General features: G+C 48.1%; 19 protein-coding genes. All 19 read right to left on the reverse strand.

Translation table 11 applies throughout. The annotated features are described in order from the left end of the window. Positions 1-199 precede the first annotated feature (199 nt). The 19 genes from ACE3MZ_RS20760 to wecB all read right to left on the reverse strand — a co-directional run bounded on the left by ACE3MZ_RS20760 (position 200) and on the right by wecB (position 17,510). A complete protein-coding gene (locus tag ACE3MZ_RS20760; protein WP_411343987.1) occupies positions 200-1,915 on the reverse strand; it encodes a phospho-sugar mutase in 1,716 nt (571 codons plus the stop codon). Positions 1,916-1,983: 68 nt separating this feature from the next. Next, positions 1,984-2,421 (reverse strand): 3-hydroxyacyl-ACP dehydratase FabZ, encoded by a 438-nt coding sequence (gene fabZ / locus ACE3MZ_RS20765; protein ID WP_411343988.1) that lies wholly within the window; start codon positions 2,419-2,421, stop codon positions 1,984-1,986. A gap of 175 nt (positions 2,422-2,596) precedes the next feature. Next, positions 2,597-2,905, reverse strand: coding sequence for a DNA-directed RNA polymerase subunit beta (locus ACE3MZ_RS20770; protein WP_411343989.1), 309 nt, complete (start codon positions 2,903-2,905; stop codon positions 2,597-2,599). After that, complete coding sequence (locus ACE3MZ_RS20775) at positions 2,898-3,749, reverse strand: flagellar hook-basal body protein (RefSeq protein WP_411343990.1); 852 nt, start codon at positions 3,747-3,749, stop codon at positions 2,898-2,900. The genes ACE3MZ_RS20770 and ACE3MZ_RS20775 overlap by 8 nt, the downstream gene beginning before the upstream one ends. Positions 3,750-3,800: 51 nt before the next feature. Then, entirely contained in the window at positions 3,801-4,688 is an 888-nt protein-coding gene (locus tag ACE3MZ_RS20780; protein WP_411343991.1) for a flagellar hook-basal body protein, read from the reverse strand. A gap of 179 nt (positions 4,689-4,867) precedes the next feature. Beyond that, complete coding sequence (locus ACE3MZ_RS20785; protein WP_411343992.1) at positions 4,868-5,866, reverse strand: rod shape-determining protein; 999 nt, start codon at positions 5,864-5,866, stop codon at positions 4,868-4,870. Positions 5,867-6,254: 388 nt separating this feature from the next. Beyond that, positions 6,255-7,619: a UDP-N-acetylglucosamine 1-carboxyvinyltransferase gene (gene murA, locus ACE3MZ_RS20790; RefSeq protein WP_411343993.1), complete on the reverse strand. Its 1,365-nt coding sequence runs from the start codon at positions 7,617-7,619 to the stop codon at positions 6,255-6,257. Between the two features lie 316 nt (positions 7,620-7,935). Then, positions 7,936-8,184, reverse strand: coding sequence for a DUF1146 family protein (locus tag ACE3MZ_RS20795; protein ID WP_411343994.1), 249 nt, complete (start codon positions 8,182-8,184; stop codon positions 7,936-7,938). Positions 8,185-8,466: 282 nt separating this feature from the next. Continuing rightward, positions 8,467-8,883, reverse strand: coding sequence for a F0F1 ATP synthase subunit epsilon (locus ACE3MZ_RS20800; RefSeq protein ID WP_411343995.1), 417 nt, complete (start codon positions 8,881-8,883; stop codon positions 8,467-8,469). A 33-nt stretch (positions 8,884-8,916) separates the two neighbouring features. Further along, positions 8,917-10,317 carry a F0F1 ATP synthase subunit beta gene (atpD, locus tag ACE3MZ_RS20805; RefSeq protein WP_411343996.1) on the reverse strand — a complete coding sequence of 467 codons (1,401 nt, stop codon included), beginning with the start codon at positions 10,315-10,317 and terminating at the stop codon, positions 8,917-8,919. A gap of 164 nt (positions 10,318-10,481) precedes the next feature. Beyond that, complete coding sequence (gene atpG, locus ACE3MZ_RS20810) at positions 10,482-11,348, reverse strand: ATP synthase F1 subunit gamma (protein ID WP_411343997.1); 867 nt, start codon at positions 11,346-11,348, stop codon at positions 10,482-10,484. Positions 11,349-11,632: 284 nt separating this feature from the next. Then, positions 11,633-13,144: a F0F1 ATP synthase subunit alpha gene (gene atpA / locus ACE3MZ_RS20815; RefSeq protein WP_411343998.1), complete on the reverse strand. Its 1,512-nt coding sequence runs from the start codon at positions 13,142-13,144 to the stop codon at positions 11,633-11,635. Between the two features lie 18 nt (positions 13,145-13,162). Further along, on the reverse strand, positions 13,163-13,708 hold the full coding sequence (locus ACE3MZ_RS20820; protein WP_411343999.1) for a F0F1 ATP synthase subunit delta: 546 nt from the start codon (positions 13,706-13,708) through the stop codon (positions 13,163-13,165). Beyond that, positions 13,705-14,190: a F0F1 ATP synthase subunit B gene (atpF, locus tag ACE3MZ_RS20825; RefSeq protein WP_411344000.1), complete on the reverse strand. Its 486-nt coding sequence runs from the start codon at positions 14,188-14,190 to the stop codon at positions 13,705-13,707. Before atpF ends, ACE3MZ_RS20820 begins: the two co-directional genes overlap by 4 nt. Positions 14,191-14,348: 158 nt before the next feature. Beyond that, on the reverse strand, positions 14,349-14,573 hold the full coding sequence (gene atpE, locus ACE3MZ_RS20830; protein ID WP_188774165.1) for a F0F1 ATP synthase subunit C: 225 nt from the start codon (positions 14,571-14,573) through the stop codon (positions 14,349-14,351). 145 nt (positions 14,574-14,718) lie between these two features. Then, positions 14,719-15,519 (reverse strand): F0F1 ATP synthase subunit A, encoded by an 801-nt coding sequence (gene atpB / locus ACE3MZ_RS20835; RefSeq protein WP_411344001.1) that lies wholly within the window; start codon positions 15,517-15,519, stop codon positions 14,719-14,721. Continuing rightward, positions 15,512-15,931, reverse strand: coding sequence for an ATP synthase subunit I (locus ACE3MZ_RS20840; protein WP_411344002.1), 420 nt, complete (start codon positions 15,929-15,931; stop codon positions 15,512-15,514). The genes atpB and ACE3MZ_RS20840 overlap by 8 nt, the downstream gene beginning before the upstream one ends. Next, the gene (locus tag ACE3MZ_RS20845) at positions 15,924-16,169 is read right to left on the reverse strand and encodes an AtpZ/AtpI family protein (RefSeq protein WP_411344003.1); all 246 of its coding nucleotides are present in this window, start codon (positions 16,167-16,169) and stop codon (positions 15,924-15,926) included. Before ACE3MZ_RS20845 ends, ACE3MZ_RS20840 begins: the two co-directional genes overlap by 8 nt. A 168-nt stretch (positions 16,170-16,337) precedes the next feature. Then, the gene (gene wecB / locus ACE3MZ_RS20850; protein WP_411344004.1) at positions 16,338-17,510 is read right to left on the reverse strand and encodes a non-hydrolyzing UDP-N-acetylglucosamine 2-epimerase; all 1,173 of its coding nucleotides are present in this window, start codon (positions 17,508-17,510) and stop codon (positions 16,338-16,340) included. Between the last annotated feature and the right edge of the window lie 21 nt (positions 17,511-17,531).

Raw genomic sequence — 17,531 nt, forward strand, 5'->3', positions numbered from 1 at the left:
TAATAAGTTCGTTATACGCCTACCGGACAATGTCCTAATTGCGCGCATAACGAATGGTTCCGTCGTCCGCAAACTGCCATGCAACGGAACCGCTTCATTCATCTGCTCTATTATATACTGTACAACAGCCGCTATAAAGTATTCCTTTTTCATAAAAAGCAAGATATCCAGCTGGGTGAATTGCAATTGTGCTTACGTATTATCCGTCAACGCGGCTCATCACTGCTTGCTTCAAGTTGTTCAGGCGTGCTTCGGAATCGCTCGCCGAATCACCGCGTACGGCAAAGTACACTTTGATCTTCGGCTCAGTACCGGATGGACGCAGGCAGAACCAAGAACCGTCTGCCAGCATGAATTTCAGCACGTTTTCTTTTGGCAGTCCATTCAGACCTTTGGAATAATCCAACGCTTCACTCACTTGTACGCCACCGATCTCGGATGGGCTATTGGTGCGCCAGTTTTCCATAATGCCCTGAATTTGAGCAACGCCGTCTTTGCCTTTCAGTGTACGGGATTCCAGACCTTCAAGGAAGAAACCGAATTGATCGTACAGCTCTTGTAGCACATCGTACAGCGTTTTGCCTTGCTGTTTGTAATACGCAGCAGCTTCGCTGATCAGCAGTGCAGCAACAACGGCATCTTTGTCACGAGCGTAATTGCCTGCCAAGTAGCCATAGCTCTCTTCATAGCCAAACAGGAATGTGTGCTCACCGGATGCTTCAAATTGATCCATTTTCTCACCGATGTATTTGAAGCCAGTCAGAGTGTTGTATACTGTCGCATGGTAGTGCTCGGCGATCGCTGCACCCATTTCACTCGTTACGATTGTTTTGACAACTGCGCCGTTAGAAGGCAATTTGCCTTGCTCTTGCAGTTGGCTCAGATAGTAGTGAATCATAATTGCGCCAGACTGGTTACCAGTTAGAACGAAATATTTGCCGGATGGGTCTTTAACTACTGCACCCATACGGTCGCTGTCTGGATCGGTTCCGATCAGGATGTCAGCACCAATCTTCTCGCCCAGCTCAATTGCCAGCGTGAACGCTTCGCGTTCTTCCGGGTTTGGAGATTTGACAGTACTGAAGTTACCATCTGGCTCCTGTTGTTGTTCTACAATCGTCACGTTCGTAAATCCAAGGCGTTTCAGACCTTCTTTTACCGGACGATTCCCCGTACCATGCAGCGGTGTGTAGATAATGTTCAGGTTTTTACCGGCATCGCCTGCTAGCAGTTCACGATTCACACTGATCGATGTCACAGCATCCAGGAATGCTTCATCTTCATCGTTACCGAGCCATACGAGCAATCCTTGTTGCTCCGCTTCTTCACGGCTAATGCGTTTGATGCTGGCGAACGAATCAATATCACGGATTTTGGCAATAACTTGTTCCGCTTCGTCTGGAACGAGCTGACCACCATTATTGTTATATACTTTATAACCGTTGTATTCCGGTGGATTGTGACTCGCTGTAATAACGATACCGCCAGTTGCCTTCAGATTGCGTACGGCAAATGACAGCTCTGGTGTAGAACGCAGCGAAGGGAACAGCTTGGCAACGATTCCGTTACCCGCTAATACCAGTGCTGCTTCCAGTGAAAATTCGGGGGAAAAATGACGGGAGTCATGTGCGATAACGACGGACGGCTTGCCCTCTCCGTTATGTACAGACAAAATATATTCAGCCAGCCCTTGCGTGGCACGTCCTACAGTGTAAGAATTCATACGGTTGCTACCCGCGCCGATGACGCCGCGCAGTCCGCCTGTACCAAACTCAAGATCTCGGTAGAAACGGTCTTCCAGTTCGGATACTTGACCGTCCAGGCTTTGCAGTTCCTGCTTGGTCTGTTCATCAATTGTTGTATCGTTAAGCCATTGTTGCAGATTGCGCTGTGCTTGCTCGCTAAGTGTTGTCATTATATCCATCCCTTCTCCACTGCTCGATATAGGTATATCCTGATCCAATATAATTTTTATCTTACCGCTCAGGCTTTGTCTGGATCGGTAAGGGCAAACATGATCTCGCCTTCGGCAACGACTTTACCGTCTACGGTTGCTACCGCGCGACCTTTGCCGATGGAAGCTTTCATACGAGTGATCTCCACTTCAAGGCGCAGTGTATCGCCTGGTACGACCTGTCCACGGAAACGAACACCGTCGATTCCGGCAAACATCGCCAGCTTGCTGCGGTTGGCTTCTACTTTCAAGATTGCTGCTGCACCTACCTGAGCGAGTGCTTCCACGATCAGTACACCTGGCATTACCGGATAGCCCGGGAAATGACCAGTGAAAAATGGTTCGTTGATCGTTACATTTTTGATGCCTACCGCACGTTTGCCTTCTTCCAGCTCCAGCAGCCGGTCAACTAGCAAAAAGGGCGGGCGATGCGGAATAATCTCTTGAATTTGTTGTATATCGTACATGCTGATAAAACTCCTCTCATTCCTCATCATTATAGGGGCTTGATCCTTATAATGGAATATAACTTTCGGGCAAATGTTGCGCCGCTTCCGGTCTTGCTCATCCGGGCATTCCCCATCATTATAACGGTTTCGGCATAAAAAATAAAACTCCTGCAAATGCAGGAGTCTCTTGTCGTTATGGTGCATATACAAGCTCAAAAATATGAGCCCATGTTTCGGGATAAAAGACATCAGCAAAGCTCTGATGTCCAATCATAGCGTAGCCTACAGTCATGCCGATCAGTGCAGCGGCAGCAAAGCCGACCAGCACCAGCACGAACTGAAGTGTTCTCATACCTGCGGAACGCGGAGATGCAGCTGGCTTGTCTTTGGGTTTCTCCGGTTTTTGCGTTTCGGAAGTTGTCGGTCTTCGGGTTAGCCGCTTGTTAGGGCTTGCCTTCTGAGTCCGTGCTGCTTCCTGAATGGCGGAACGGCGATTAGCCACGAATCGTATTGGTCAGGTTCATCATTTGATCACTGGACGACAATGCACGCGCTGCCAGCTGATATGCGCGCTGTACATTCATCATATCTGTCATTTCACTGCTCAGATCTACGTTGGAAGATTCCAGAAATCCCTGACGAATTTCGGTATCTGCCGACATCGTGCCTACGACTTGAGCACGCTGTGCATTAGCAGGAAGTACGAACAGATTGCCATCCATTTGCTGCAAGCCTTCTGGATGAATCACACGATCTACGCCGATACTTTGTGGAATCTGGCGCTCCCGTCCGTTCTCCACTACCGTTTTGTTCACAATGGTTACTCGTCCTTGTCCATCTGTAGAACGAATAACGCCTTTATCATCAATACCGATATCGGTTTTGGCAGGAACTTTGATCGGATCGCCTTGATTATCCAGCAGCAGATACCCTTGAGCTGTTGCCATATAAGCACTCTTCGGATCATTCGCGACCGGGACAAAATGGAACGAACCTTCACGTGTCCAGCCTTCCTTGCCATCTACACTTACACGGAACATGGCATCGCCCTGGATCGCCAGGTCGGTCGGGTTGCCTGTCGTTTGCATCGCACCCTGAGTCATGTTCATCGTTACATCGCCCATGCGTGCGCCAAAGCCGATATTGTAGCCACTAGCGGTCGAACGACCAGCCAGCGAAGAAGCTGCACCCGGTTGTTGTTTGACAATTGCAAACACATCCTCAAACGTCGCTTCCTTGCTTTTGTAGCCTACTGTATCTGCATTCGCGATATTATCCGATACAACGCCCAGCTTTTGTTGAATACCGCTCATCGCCACCATGGCGCTGATCATGGAATTGTTCATTATTGGCCTCCTTTGTTTGCCAGTTATTACACAGCAAGTATCTTGCTTTTATTATACGCGGCCGACATCGTTAACAGTTTTATCGAGGCTTTTATCATAAAATTGGACAATTTTTTGGTTTGCTTCATAGGCGCGTAAGGCGGCACTCAGTTCAACCATCGATGCAGCAGCATCGACTGTGGAGCCTTCCAGATACCCTTGGCGCACTTCCACGTTATCTGCCGCTTGCAGCTGTCTTACACCAGCTTCTGCGGTATTGGCAGCACTGATTTGAAAGAGTCCATCACCAGTACGTGTCATCAAACCAGGCTGGTTGACGACAGTAATACCAATCTGACCGACCTGCTGCCCCGTTTGCTTGGAAGAGATCACACCGCGAGAATCCACGTTATAATCACTCATTGAGCCTTGCAGCGTAACTGGGTTTCCATTGCTGCCCAGTACGGCGTTGCCAGTAGATGTGCGCAGATTGCCTGCACCATCCAATTGAAAATTACCATCCCGAGTATACCCGGTTTCGCCATCTTTTCCGGTCACGGCGAAGAATGCCTGTGGACGATAAGTGATCGTTCCATTATCTGCTACGTATTTGCCGGAAGCATCGAAAGGAATATTTTGTCCGGTAGCCGGATCAGGCAGATTCATTTCCGATACAATTGCAAAATCATCCAAGGAGTTTGTCTGACGAACATCACCTTGTACATTGACAGACACACTTTCCTCAGCCAGGACGCCAGTATTAATGCGACCGATTTGACGGCTTGTTTGTCCTTGGTCACCACCACTCAGGGAAATGAGCATCTCCGGGAACGAACGTTCAATGCTCTCAACTTCCTTATAACCGGGCGTATTGATGTTTGCAATGTTCTGCGTAATGGTATCATGACGGCGCTGTTGTGTAATCATGCCAGAAGCGGCAGTATAAAGACCTCTTAACATTACCGGATACTCCTCTCACTTCTCAAAATTCCGTCTCTGTTCCGTATCAGTCAGCAGGGATTCTGTCGGGTTACTTCTTTATTTTACCGCAAATTAACAGGATGTTCATGTATTATTGCTATATTAAATGCGAAAAGGCATAACTATACTGTGATTCGTTATTATTTATATCGGCATGCCTAGAACTTTTTTTTAGATACTTTATCCAAATTATTTAACATAATTCCAGTTCCTTTAACGACACAGTGCATCGGGTCTTCAGCAACTAGCACGGGAACATGCAGTTCCTGAGACAACAATTCTTCCAGACCGTCCAGCAATGCACCACCACCTGTCAAAATAACACCGCGGTCGATAATATCTGCCGACAATTCTGGTGGAGTCTGTTCCAGCACCATTTTGGCGGAACTCACGATGGACAAAATGGTATCGGACAATGCCGCTTGCACTTCGCTTGCTGTAATCGTTATTGTCTTCGGCAGACCAGTTACCATATCGCGACCACGAATATCCATCTCACGCTGAATCCCGCTTGGACGTACAGTAGCGATATTCACTTTGATATCTTCAGATGTGCGTTCACCGATCAGCAGTTTATATTCATTTTTGATATAACGCATAATGGATTCGTCGAATTTGTCGCCTGCTACTTTGAGCGATGACGAAGTAACGATGTCCCCCATCGACAAAACGGCAATATCGGTTGTGCCGCCGCCGATATCGATAACCATATTACCACTTGGCTCAAAAATATTCATGCCCGCGCCAATCGCAGCCGCTTTCGGTTCAGCTTCCAAAAATACGTCCTTCGCACCAGTACGCTCTGCGGCTTCACGGATCGACTTTTGCTCCACAGACGTAATGTTCGTCGGCGCACAAATCAAAATGCGCGGATGACTGTACCAGTTACGCGCGCCTACTTTATTAATAAAATGTTTGAGCATCGATTCTGTCACTTCAAAATCGGCGATCACGCCATCACGCAATGGACGAATAGCCACAATATTCCCTGGTGTTCTGCCGATCATCCGGCGTGCTTCTTCACCGACAGCTAGTACGCGTTTGGTGTCTGTTTCCAGTGTTACGACAGATGGTTCGTCCAGTACTACACCTTTACCTTTTACGTGAATGAGTACGTTTGCCGTACCCAGGTCAATTCCGATATCCTTGCTAAACATGTCAAGAGCCTCCAAAAGTCGTATTTCCGGTAAAAGAGTCTCTTATCACCACACCGTCTGGGCGAATTCACCAACAAAGCTGTCTGTAAGTTTGGTTGCTGCCATGGATCACAGAATTCGCATTTCGTCCAAATGCTCAGATCGTCAAACTCTAATCACGGTCAATCTTTATTAAAATTAGCATAATTGCATAGTGGATTCAACGATAATGTTCGGGATTTGGCGGAAGTAACAGTAATGTAACCACGCAAAAAGCCGGACACGAGGTCCGGCTTCAGCTAATGGTACTATGCAAGGCTATATTCGCGAACATGACGGTCATCCATTTACACGCTCATAGCGTATATAAAGTAACCGGTATTCCGCGTGTCAAGCCAATGATTTAACATTACACACCAGTTGGTTGTACATTCAGCATAGATACATTTGCCGACTTGGCTTTTTCAGCCAGTACAGCAGCTGCTTCATTTGCTGATGGTACAGCTTTGACTTCGGCATCTTCCAGACGCCAGATATCAGCACCCAGACCGGACAGCTTCTCAGCCAGATGTACATAACCGCGGTCGATATGATGAGTACCGCCCACTTCGGTTGTACCATCGGCAATCAGACCAGCACAGATCAATGCAGCACCAGCACGAAGGTCGGTTGCGCATACTTTGGCGCCAACCAGTTGTGGACCGCCTGTGACGATGGATGTTCTGCCTTCGATACGGATACCCGCATTCATCAGGTTGAACTCGTCCACGTGCATAAAGCGATTTTCAAACACGGTTTCGGTAATGATGCTAGTTCCTTGAGAGCCAAGCATCAGCGCCATCATTTGTGCCTGCATATCCGTTGGGAATCCAGGATAAGGCAACGTTTTGACATCTACAGCACGGAGCGGATGATTGGCAACAACACGTACACCATTTTCATCCGGTGTAATCTCTACACCCATTTCTTCCATTTTGGCGATGACTGGACCGAGATGGTCTGCAATCGCGCCTTCTACATATACATCGCCGCCAGTGATGGCAGCTGCTACCATATACGTTCCCGCTTCAACACGGTCAGGAATCACGGTATGTTCAGTTCCATGCAGTTTTTCCACGCCTTCAATGCGAATCACGCCTGTACCTGCACCACGAACTTTGGCACCCATTCCATTCAGGAAATTAGCCAGATCCACGATTTCCGGTTCTTTGGCAGCATTCTCAATCGTTGTAATGCCTTCTGCCAGAGTCGCCGCCATCATGATGTTCTCGGTAGCACCCACACTTGCAACATCCAGATAAATCTTGGTGCCGCGCAGTCTGCCATCGCATTTGGCTTCGATATAACCGTGGCCGAGATTGATCTCTGCGCCCATCGCTTCAAAGCCTTTCAAATGCTGGTCAATCGGACGTGTGCCAATCGCACAGCCGCCCGGCAACGAGATACGGGTTTTGCCCAGACGGGTCAACAACGGACCCATTACCAGAAAAGAAGCACGCATTTTGCTAACCCACTCATACGGGGCTTCGCAAGAAGACAATTCCTGTGCATCGACATGGATTGTCTCATTCTGGTATGTAACCACAGCTCCAAGCGATTCCAATACTTTGTTGATAGTCATTACATCGTCAAGGGAAGGTGCTTCGTGAATGATGCTTACACCTTTTTCTCCCAGTAAAGAGGCAGCAATAATCGGGAGAACTGAATTCTTTGCCCCGCTAACTTTGACATTCCCTGTCAATCGCTTGCCACCGCGGACGATAAATTTGCTCATTAGGATTCCCTCCGCGCGTCATTTTGCTTGTCCGGCATTATAAAGTGAATGTGAATAGTAGGATGAACATGGCGATGGCCCTGGAGGTCATGCTGTCTGATCAATGAAGATGCCAGCCTGTATACTACGTTATTCGCTTTCGGTTTACGATGCCTATTGCATGTAATTTGGATTTAAAATTGAATGTAATGGTTGATGTTCCAGCGGTTGTCCAGTTTCAAACATGAAGTCAAATGTGCGGTTACGTGAATAGAAATAGTACGGCGGCTTAACAATTGAAATAAGCCTAACACACTTATAACCGTAATCCCCACATTCAAAACATAAATCGCAGTGCCTGTGTCCACTGGAGATAGTCGAGCAAAAACGCGGATACGAAATGCCCAAGCACAATCGCTAGTAATAAATGAAGCATTTTACCAGCAGCATTCTTGGGATGACGAACCAGCAGATCAAACTTAAAATTTTGCAACGCCCACCATGAAAGACCAATGCAAAGCAGCGAGATGATAATGGATAGCAAACCGTTTGTGCCGACAGCGGCTCCCGCATCTACTGTGCTCATTCCAGCTCACAGCCTCCTTACTTAAATTACTTGGCAATCAGTCTTTTATACGGACTATTCTATAATACTTGCCCTTTAGCAAAGAATCTAGTCCCAAATTTACAAATTTCACCGTATACATGGCATATTCGTGCATTTCCTGAAAAAAAAACAAGGTTTTCGCGTGTTTCATGCATTCAAATCAGCTTTTTTCAGCGAATATCTCGGAAATACAGATGGGTCTAAACACCCAACCACACAAAAACAGCCGGACCGTTATGATGACGGGCCGGCTTGTTTCTATTATCGGTTTTCACCTGAAGAAGATACTTTGATACGGTTCATGGCGCGTTGCAATGCAAGCTCGGCGCGACGGAAATCAACATGATCCTGACTAGAGCGGTTGCCCAGTCGGCGTTCGGCACGCTCTTTGGCAGCGCGTGCGCGTTCTACGTCGATATCGTTTGCTCGTTCCGCACTTTCTGCGAGTACGACCACTTTGTCGGGACGCACTTCCAGAAAGCCGCCCTGAATCGCAAAGGTACTTCTTTTGCCGCCAGCCTGGAATGTCAACGGCGCCACTTTGAGTGGAGTTACCGTTGGAATATGGCCGGCGAGAATGCCCAATTCGCCTTCGACACCTGTGGCGATCAAACGATCCACCTGTTCGGAAAAGACCAGGCGCTCAGGTGTGACGATTTCCAATAAAAACGTGCTCACTTTCATCCCTCCTCACGTTTTGTAGGCATGCTCTTACAGTGTTTTCGCTTTCTCCACTGCTTCCTCGATTGTGCCTACAAAGAGGAATGCCGCTTCCGGAAGCTCATCGTGTTTACCGTCCAGAATCTCTTTGAAGCTACGTACAGTTTCTTTAACCTGTACATAACGACCTTTGATACCGGTAAACTGCTCGGCTACGTGGAAAGGCTGGGACAGGAAACGCTGAATTTTACGCGCACGCGAAACAGTCAGCTTATCTTCCTCGCTCAGCTCGTCCATACCGAGGATTGCGATAATATCCTGTAGCTCCTGATAACGAGCCAGAATGCGTTGTACGCCTTGAGCCACATTATAGTGCTCTTCGCCAACAACTTCTGGAGTCAGGATACGAGAGCTGGAAGCCAGCGGATCAACCGCCGGGAAAATACCCATCTCGGAGATTTTACGCTCCAAGTTGGTTGTTGCATCCAAGTGGGCAAACGTTGTTGCCGGAGCTGGATCCGTATAGTCATCCGCAGGCACGTAGATCGCCTGAATGGACGTAACCGAACCTTTTTTAGTAGAAGTGATACGCTCTTGCAGCTGACCCATCTCTGTAGCGAGGGTTGGCTGGTAACCTACCGCAGACGGCATACGACCGAGCAAGGCGGATACTTCAGAACCCGCTTGAGTAAAGCGGAAGATATTATCGATAAACAGCAGTACGTCTTTGCCTTCTTGATCGCGGAAATATTCCGCCATGGTCAAACCGGTCAAAGCAACGCGCAGACGTGCGCCCGGAGGCTCGTTCATCTGTCCGAATACCATCGCTGTTTTGTTGATAACACCAGACTCTCTCATCTCGTGGTACAGGTCATTACCTTCACGAGTACGCTCACCAACACCGGAGAATACGGAGATACCGCCGTGCTCTTGTGCGATGTTGTTGATTAGTTCTTGAATGGTTACCGTTTTACCTACGCCGGCACCGCCAAACAGACCGATTTTACCGCCTTTGGCATAAGGTGCGAGCAAGTCGATAACTTTGATCCCTGTTTCCAGCATTTCTGCTTGTGTCGACAGTTCATCAAATTTCGGTGCTTCACGGTGAATCGGGTTATTGATCTCGGAAACAACATCACCCGCTTCGTCGATAGGCTGACCGAGTACGTTAAATACGCGACCCAGTGTTACTTCACCAACTGGAACAGAGATCGGTGCACCCAGATCCTGTACTTCCAAACCGCGCACAAGGCCATCTGTGGAAGACATTGCAATACAACGCACCAGGTTATCACCTTGGTGGTTGGATACTTCAAGCGTCAGGTCGATCTTTCTACCGTTTTCCAGTGTCGTATCGACCTTAAGTGCGTTCAGGATTTCCGGCAGTTGACCGCGTCCAAACTCAACGTCGACAACCGGACCCTGAATACTTACAACGCGTCCTGTATTCATTATCCTTTTCCCTCCTACTGACTTGCTGTATCAAACCATATTGGAAGCGGTGCTGAATGGAAATGAATCCACCAGCATCCGCTTTGAAGATAAATTACGAATTCGAAAATAGACTGAAAAGCGAACCCTATTTACGGCATAACCGCAATTGTGGTCTGCGCTTCTTAGTTTTGTGCGTTTGCGCCAGCTACAATCTCAGTAATTTCCTGGGTAATAGCCGCTTGACGTGCACGGTTATATACCAGTTTGAGATCGCCAATCAGCTGGGAAGCATTTTTGGTTGCACTGCCCATTGCTGTCATACGTGCACCCTGCTCACTTGCTTTACCTTCCAGCAATGCATTGAAGATCAGAGTCTGCGCATATTTGGGTAGCAGGACAGCCAGTACTTCCTCGGCTGAAGGTTCGTATTCGTAGCTAGCCGTTACTGCACTAGATTCCACTTCCAGAGCATCCATTGGAAGCAGACGTACAGACGTCGGTGTTTGTGTTAACGCGTTAATAAACTGGTTATAACATAAGTACAGTTCGTCGTAACGACCTTCTTCGTACCCTTGAATCGCTGCCTGAGCAAGCGATTTGATATCCGCATAAGACGGGAAGTCCGTCAATTCGGCTACCGAATCGGTGATCGGCATACTACGACGACGGAAATAATCGCGCCCTTTACGTCCGATAACAAACAGTTCGTACTCATCTGTAGAAGAGTGACGCTTCTTAATATCTGCGCTAACCTGACGCAGAATGTTGGCATTGTAACCGCCAGCCAGACCACGGTCGGAAGTAACGATTAAGTAGGCAACACGTTTAACCGGACGTTTGTCCAGCATCGGGTGCTTAACGCCTTTCGTACCAGAAGCGATACTCGCAACGACTTCGCGTAGCTTATCGGAGTAAGGACGTGCAGCTTGAGCCTTCTCCTGCGCTTTACGAAGCTTAGATGCTGCGACCATCTCCATCGCTTTGGTAATCTGTCTCGTGTTTTGAACACTTTTGATCTGCCTTTTTACTTCGCGCATACCTTTAGCCATATGGTTTCACCACCTTAACCTTTGAATCGCGTTCAAAGTCATACGATCACTGTCATATCCAGACGTTGGCTGACAGCACAATCGTGCTCTTCCTAGAGACATCGACTGCTGCAAACATGCCGCAGGTCAGTCGGTCTATACACCTGTATATGGAATATAACCATCTGACCTGAAGATGTGCTATTGCGGAAAAGTTACCAGACGAAGCCGGAAGTGTCCTTTTCGCGCATCATTTATAGGATACTACCCGCTATGTACGGGTAGCGGTTCGTTCAGAGCCGGTTTTAGCTAGTTGCAAAACCTTTTTTGAAAGATTGGATTGCTTCTACCAGAGCGGCTTCGTTATCGGAAGTCAGATCTTTGGTATCGCGGATCGATTGCAGAACAGCATCATGACTCGTTGTCATGAACGACAGGAATTCCGATTCAAAACGACGTACATCAGCTACTGGAATATCATCCAGATGACCTTTGACTGCCGTATACAAGCTGACAACCTGCTGTTCAACGAGCAGCGGTTGGTTGATGCCTTGTTTCAGAATTTCCATCATACGTGCACCACGGTTCAGACGGGACAATGTCGATTTATCAAGGTCGGAACCGAACTGAGCAAATGCTTGCAGCTCGCGGTATTGCGCCAGATCCAGACGCAGTGTACCAGCAACCTTTTTCATCGCTTTGATCTGTGCGGAACCACCGACACGAGATACGGAGATACCTACGTTGATCGCTGGGCGTTGACCTGCATAGAACAGCTCGGACTCCAGGAAGATCTGACCGTCGGTAATGGAGATTACGTTCGTCGGAATGTACGCCGATACGTCGGACGCTTGTGTCTCGATAAATGGCAGTGCCGTCAGGGAACCGCCGCCTCGTGCGTCACTCAGTTTCGCTGCACGTTCCAGCAAACGGGAATGCAGATAGAATACATCACCAGGGAAGGCTTCGCGACCCGGTGGACGACGGAGCAGCAAGGACAGTTCGCGATAAGCAGCTGCCTGTTTGGACAGGTCATCATAGATGATCAGCGCATGTTCGCCTTTGTACATAAAGTACTCGCCCATTGCGCAGCCCGCGTAAGGAGCTATGTACAACAGTGGGGATGGATCAGATGCGGATGCAGTTACGATAATAGTGTAATCCAATGCGCCATGACGACGCAGCGTTTCCACTACTTGTGCTACTGTGGATTGCTTTTGACCGATAGCGACATAAATACATTTTACGCCTTGGCCTTTTTGGTTGATGATCGCGTCGATCGCAATCGCCGTTTTACCCGTTTGACGGTCACCGATGATCAACTCACGCTGACCACGACCGATTGGCACCATCGCGTCAATCGCTTTGATACCAGTTTGCATAGGCTCATGAACCGATTTGCGGTCGATAACGCCTGGTGCAGAACCTTCAACCGGACGGAATTCTGTTGCTGCAATCGGTCCTTTGCCATCTACAGGTTGACCCAGTGGATCGACAACACGGCCCAGCAAAGCTTCGCCAACAGGAACTTCCATGATGCGGCCAGTACGTTTTACCTGATCGCCTTCGCGGATATCTGTATATTCACCAAGGATAACGACACCGACATTATTAGCTTCCAGGTTCAGTGCCATACCCATAACGCCATTGGAAAACTCAAGCAGTTCGCCGGACATTGCGTTTTGCAAGCCGTATACACGAGCGATACCATCGCTTACTTGGATAACGGTGCCGACTTCAACGACTTCAATATCGCTTTTGTACTGCTCTATTTGACTTTTAATCAATGTACTGATTTCTTCAGGTCTGATACTCAAGTCAGTCCCTCCTGTCTCTTATGCTTGTTTCCGAAAAGACTTTTCCAAACGTTCCAGTTTACCTGAAACGCTGCCGTCATACAGCTTGTCGCCGATGACTACTTTGAGTCCGCCAATGAGCGACTCATCAATTACATTTTGTATACGAAGACGCTTGCCTGATAATTGACCGAACGTAGCGGACACTTCCGCCTGCTCTTGCTCGGTTAATGGAAACGGTGTGTACACAGTCGCATCTGCAACATTCAGCGTATCGCTGACAATATTGTTGTAGCTGCTCAGCAGTTCGGGAAATACCTCATATCTGCCGCGCTCAATCAAAAGCACCATCGTACGCAGCAGGGCATCGGAAACTTTGCCCGAAAATACGTTATCCAGCACCTTTTCCTTATCAGCCAGCGATATATTCGGCGTAGCGATAAAATTGCGGAATTCATGATCCGCTGCCAGCGCGTCGACAACGGCTTTCAGTTCCTGACCGGTTTCTTCCACACGTCCACTATCGGACGCCGCTTCAAAAAGGGCTTTGGCGTAACGGGACGATACTACAGTATCGCGGCTCATTGTCTGATCCCTACGTCTTTCAGGTAATCATCCACCAGTTGTTCCTGCGCTTTTGGATCAACTTCTTTTTGCAGCACTTTGGAAGCGATTTGTACGGATACAGCACCGATTTCGCTGCGCAGTGCAGCCACGGCTTTGTTTTTCTCGTTCTCGATATCGCGAGCAGCCTCGTTTTTGAGACGCACCGATTCTTCTTTTGCTTGATTGATCAGCTGTTCAGCTTGGCTGTTGCTCGTTTGACGAGCTTGCTCAAGAATATCCTGAGCATCTTTACGTGCCTGCTGCAAAGCCACTTTTTGTTCTTCTACATATTGAGTTGCCTGATTGCGCGTCTGAGCTGCTTCGTCCATTTGCTGCTTGATCAGTTCGCGGCGTTTTTCCATCACCGAAAACAGCGGACCAAAGGCATAACGGTTCAAAAGCCAGTACAGGATCAGAAACGCAACGATTACAATCACAAGGTTAGTCCATTCAAAATGCAAATCAGTTCACTCCTTCCCCGAAACTTCCAAATCGAAATACATTCATTTAATGAAGAGAAATGAAAATATCATCCGAATCCTATGACTTCACGTACACTTACGCTAAAAAGAAGGCGCGGATGGCTGTGGCCTTCCCCGCCAGTTGATTTGTTCTTTGTTTATGCAGCAGCGTAGAAAATGAATGCCAGTACGACACCGATGATTGGCAGTGCCTCTACCAGACCTACACCGATAAACATTACTGTTTGCAGTGTGGATTTCGCTTCCGGTTGACGAGCGATACCTTCTACCGTTTTACTTACGATCAGACCGTTACCAATACCTGCGCCCAGTGCGCCCAAACCTACGGCGATAGCTGCCGCCAGAAATGCTAATGCTCCCATTGAAAAAATCCTCCTTAGAGTGTGTAAATTATTATTTATGTTGAGCCCGGTACGAAGGGATATCCAACTTCCGAACTGTAAAACCAGTTACAAAAAACTATCAGATCACGCTCTTCAAAATCGGCAACTGTGCGTCGATAATGAGTTAATGATCTTCGTCCGTCTCCAGCGACTGTGATATGTATACCATAGCCAGAATGGTGAAGACAAAAGCCTGGATGGTGCCGACAAAGAGACTGAATCCCTGCCAGACAATCAATCCGAGCACGGAGGCAATCGCCCCTGCTCCAAACCACAGTGTGGACATTTTAAGCAACACGGAAATCAGTACTTCGCCGGCAAAAATATTACCGAATAGACGCATACCGTGTGTCAATAATTTGGAGAACTGCTCAATCAGGTTAATTGGGAAGAAGAAGAAGAACGGTTTGAAATAATGGCCGAAATAGTGCTTCGGATTCTTCACAATACCTAGGAAGTGAACCAGAACGAATACGATCAGTGCCAATCCCATTGCGGATGCAGCATCAGCAGTTGGTGATTTCCACCAGCCTACCTCAACATACTCTTTGCCTGAATTCAGACCATCGAGAACCGTTGTGAGCGGCAAACCGAAGAAATTAGCTGCTGCAGGGTCTGTATACTTGAACGGAATAACAAGCGGTAGACCGAGCAGATTACTGACAAAGATGAACATAATCAGTGTCAGACCAAGCGACAAGAACGGTGCTCCCTTTTTGTAGTCCATTGTACTCGAAATCAAACCCTGTACGAATTCGACTACCCATTCCATAAAGTTTTGCAGTTTGCCTGGATTCTCTACAGACAGATTGCGGGTGGCCAGTTTCGCCAGTGCGAATACAATGATACCACTTACAATTACGGTTAAGATCAGGGCAAGGTCAAACTTTAAATTTCCAATCTGAACTATCGGTGCTTCATGCATTTTTCTCACCCCTTTCGTTGTCGGACTCTGACTTACTTTCGCGACGAGAAAGGATAAAGCCTATAATGACAAGTGCAAACGGTGCAAATACAAGACTTCCAGCAAGGGCGTGAATCTCAAACACCTTCGGAAACTCGACTGCAAGAATAACGGCACCAATCGAAAAAGCCGCCCGCTGTGCAAATCCCAATCCTTTGAATCTCTTTCCTGTGCCGCTAGCTGCCTCATCGGTCATTTTTTGCACCTTACGAGCCAAATACTTCGTATTCACGAAGCTGACCGCCGAGCCCACAATCAGCCCGAAGGCAATGGGACGGTATTCCGGAAGCAATGCGACAGCAAGAAAACAAAGCGCGAGAAAAGCAAAGGTGGTCCGGGTCAGCCAATAAATGTACGCTGGTATTTCATTCATTCGGTTCCCCCACTATTTTCTTAATGATGACAATGATACCTACAATGCCTGCAAACAGACCTGCAAGCACGCCGATGGCAATACCGATTCCTGAACCATTCCACATTCGGTCCAGCCAGGAGCCAAACCAGAATCCGGCGAGTGTGCACACAGTCAGATCGATACCGATCGCACTCACCAGTCCAACCGCCTTCCAAGGTGACGAACCGTCCGGTTTGCGCTGTTGTTGTTCTGTCATAACACACTCCACCCTCGGAATCCCAGTTCATTGTACTGAATCGTTCAAGTCTTTGTCAAACCATTTCGCTTTAGCACTTTAACGCAAAGTCTTCACGAAACACCACTTGATACTGTGCGATTGATCACACGTACCCTACAGTATCACTGTATACTGCAATCGTCTTTTTCACAAGACGGCTGTAGGTCCTTTTTTGAACGTTGTGTGAAATTCTTCGGGACGTTCTTCCAAAACACCGTAATGATGCAAAATCGCATTGACAATTCGTTTGGAAGCCTGCCCATCACCGTAAGGATTCGCCGCTTCACTCATGGATGCGTACAGCTGTTGATCGGTCAGCAGTGCATGAGCACGTTCATAAATTTGAGTCTCATCCGTACCAACCAATTCCAGCGTACCCGCATCAATGCCTTCCGGACGCTCAGTCGTATCCCGCAGAACGAGAACCGGTACACCAAACGAAGGTGCTTCTTCCTGCAATCCGCCGGAATCCGTCAGAATCAGATGGGTATGCGGATAGAAATTATGCAGATCAACTACATCCAGCGGATCAATCAGCTTGATGCGTGGATGGTTGCCCAAAATCTCATAAGCCGGTTCTTTGACTGCCGGACTTGGATGCACCGGATACACAATCGCTACATCTTCGAACTCGTCAGCGATGCGTTTCACAGCACGGAAAATATTGCGGTGTGGTTCGCCCTGCGATTCGCGGCGGTGTGCCGTCATCAGAATCAGGCGCTTGCCTTCTGCCCACTGCAATACCGGGTGGCTGTAATCAGGCTGTACTGTATATTGAAACACATCTGTTACCGTGTTGCCTGTGATATACACGCTTGACGGGGATTTATTTTCTTTATGCAAATTGCCTGCCGACCATGCTGTCGGTGAAAAATGCAGATCTGCCAGTACGCCGGTCAGTTGACGGTTCATCTCTTCCGGGTACGGGGACATTTTGTTCCAGGTGCGCAGCCCTGCTTCCACATGACCCACATCGATCTGTTGCATAAAGGCGGAATAACTCGCCAAGAACGTCGTCAGCGTATCACCATGCACGAGTACGATATCGGGATTGGCATCACGCAATACCGGCTCCAGTCCCTGTAGCACGCGAATCGAAATCTCATTCAGCGTCTGGCGATCTTTCATCACGTCCAGATCGTAATCCGGGGTAATGTTGAACACTTCCAACACCTGATCCAGCATCTGACGGTGCTGTGCAGTTACACAAACAACCGATTCGATATGCTCTGGGTGCTTTTGCAGTTCAAGAATGAGCGGAGCCATCTTGATCGCTTCGGGACGTACGCCAAAAATCGTCATTACTTTAATCTTTTTCATAACTTTGGTTTATACCTCGCT

This window comes from Paenibacillus sp. WLX1005 (assembly GCF_046603685.1).
Classification (GTDB): domain Bacteria; phylum Bacillota; class Bacilli; order Paenibacillales; family Paenibacillaceae; genus Saccharibacillus.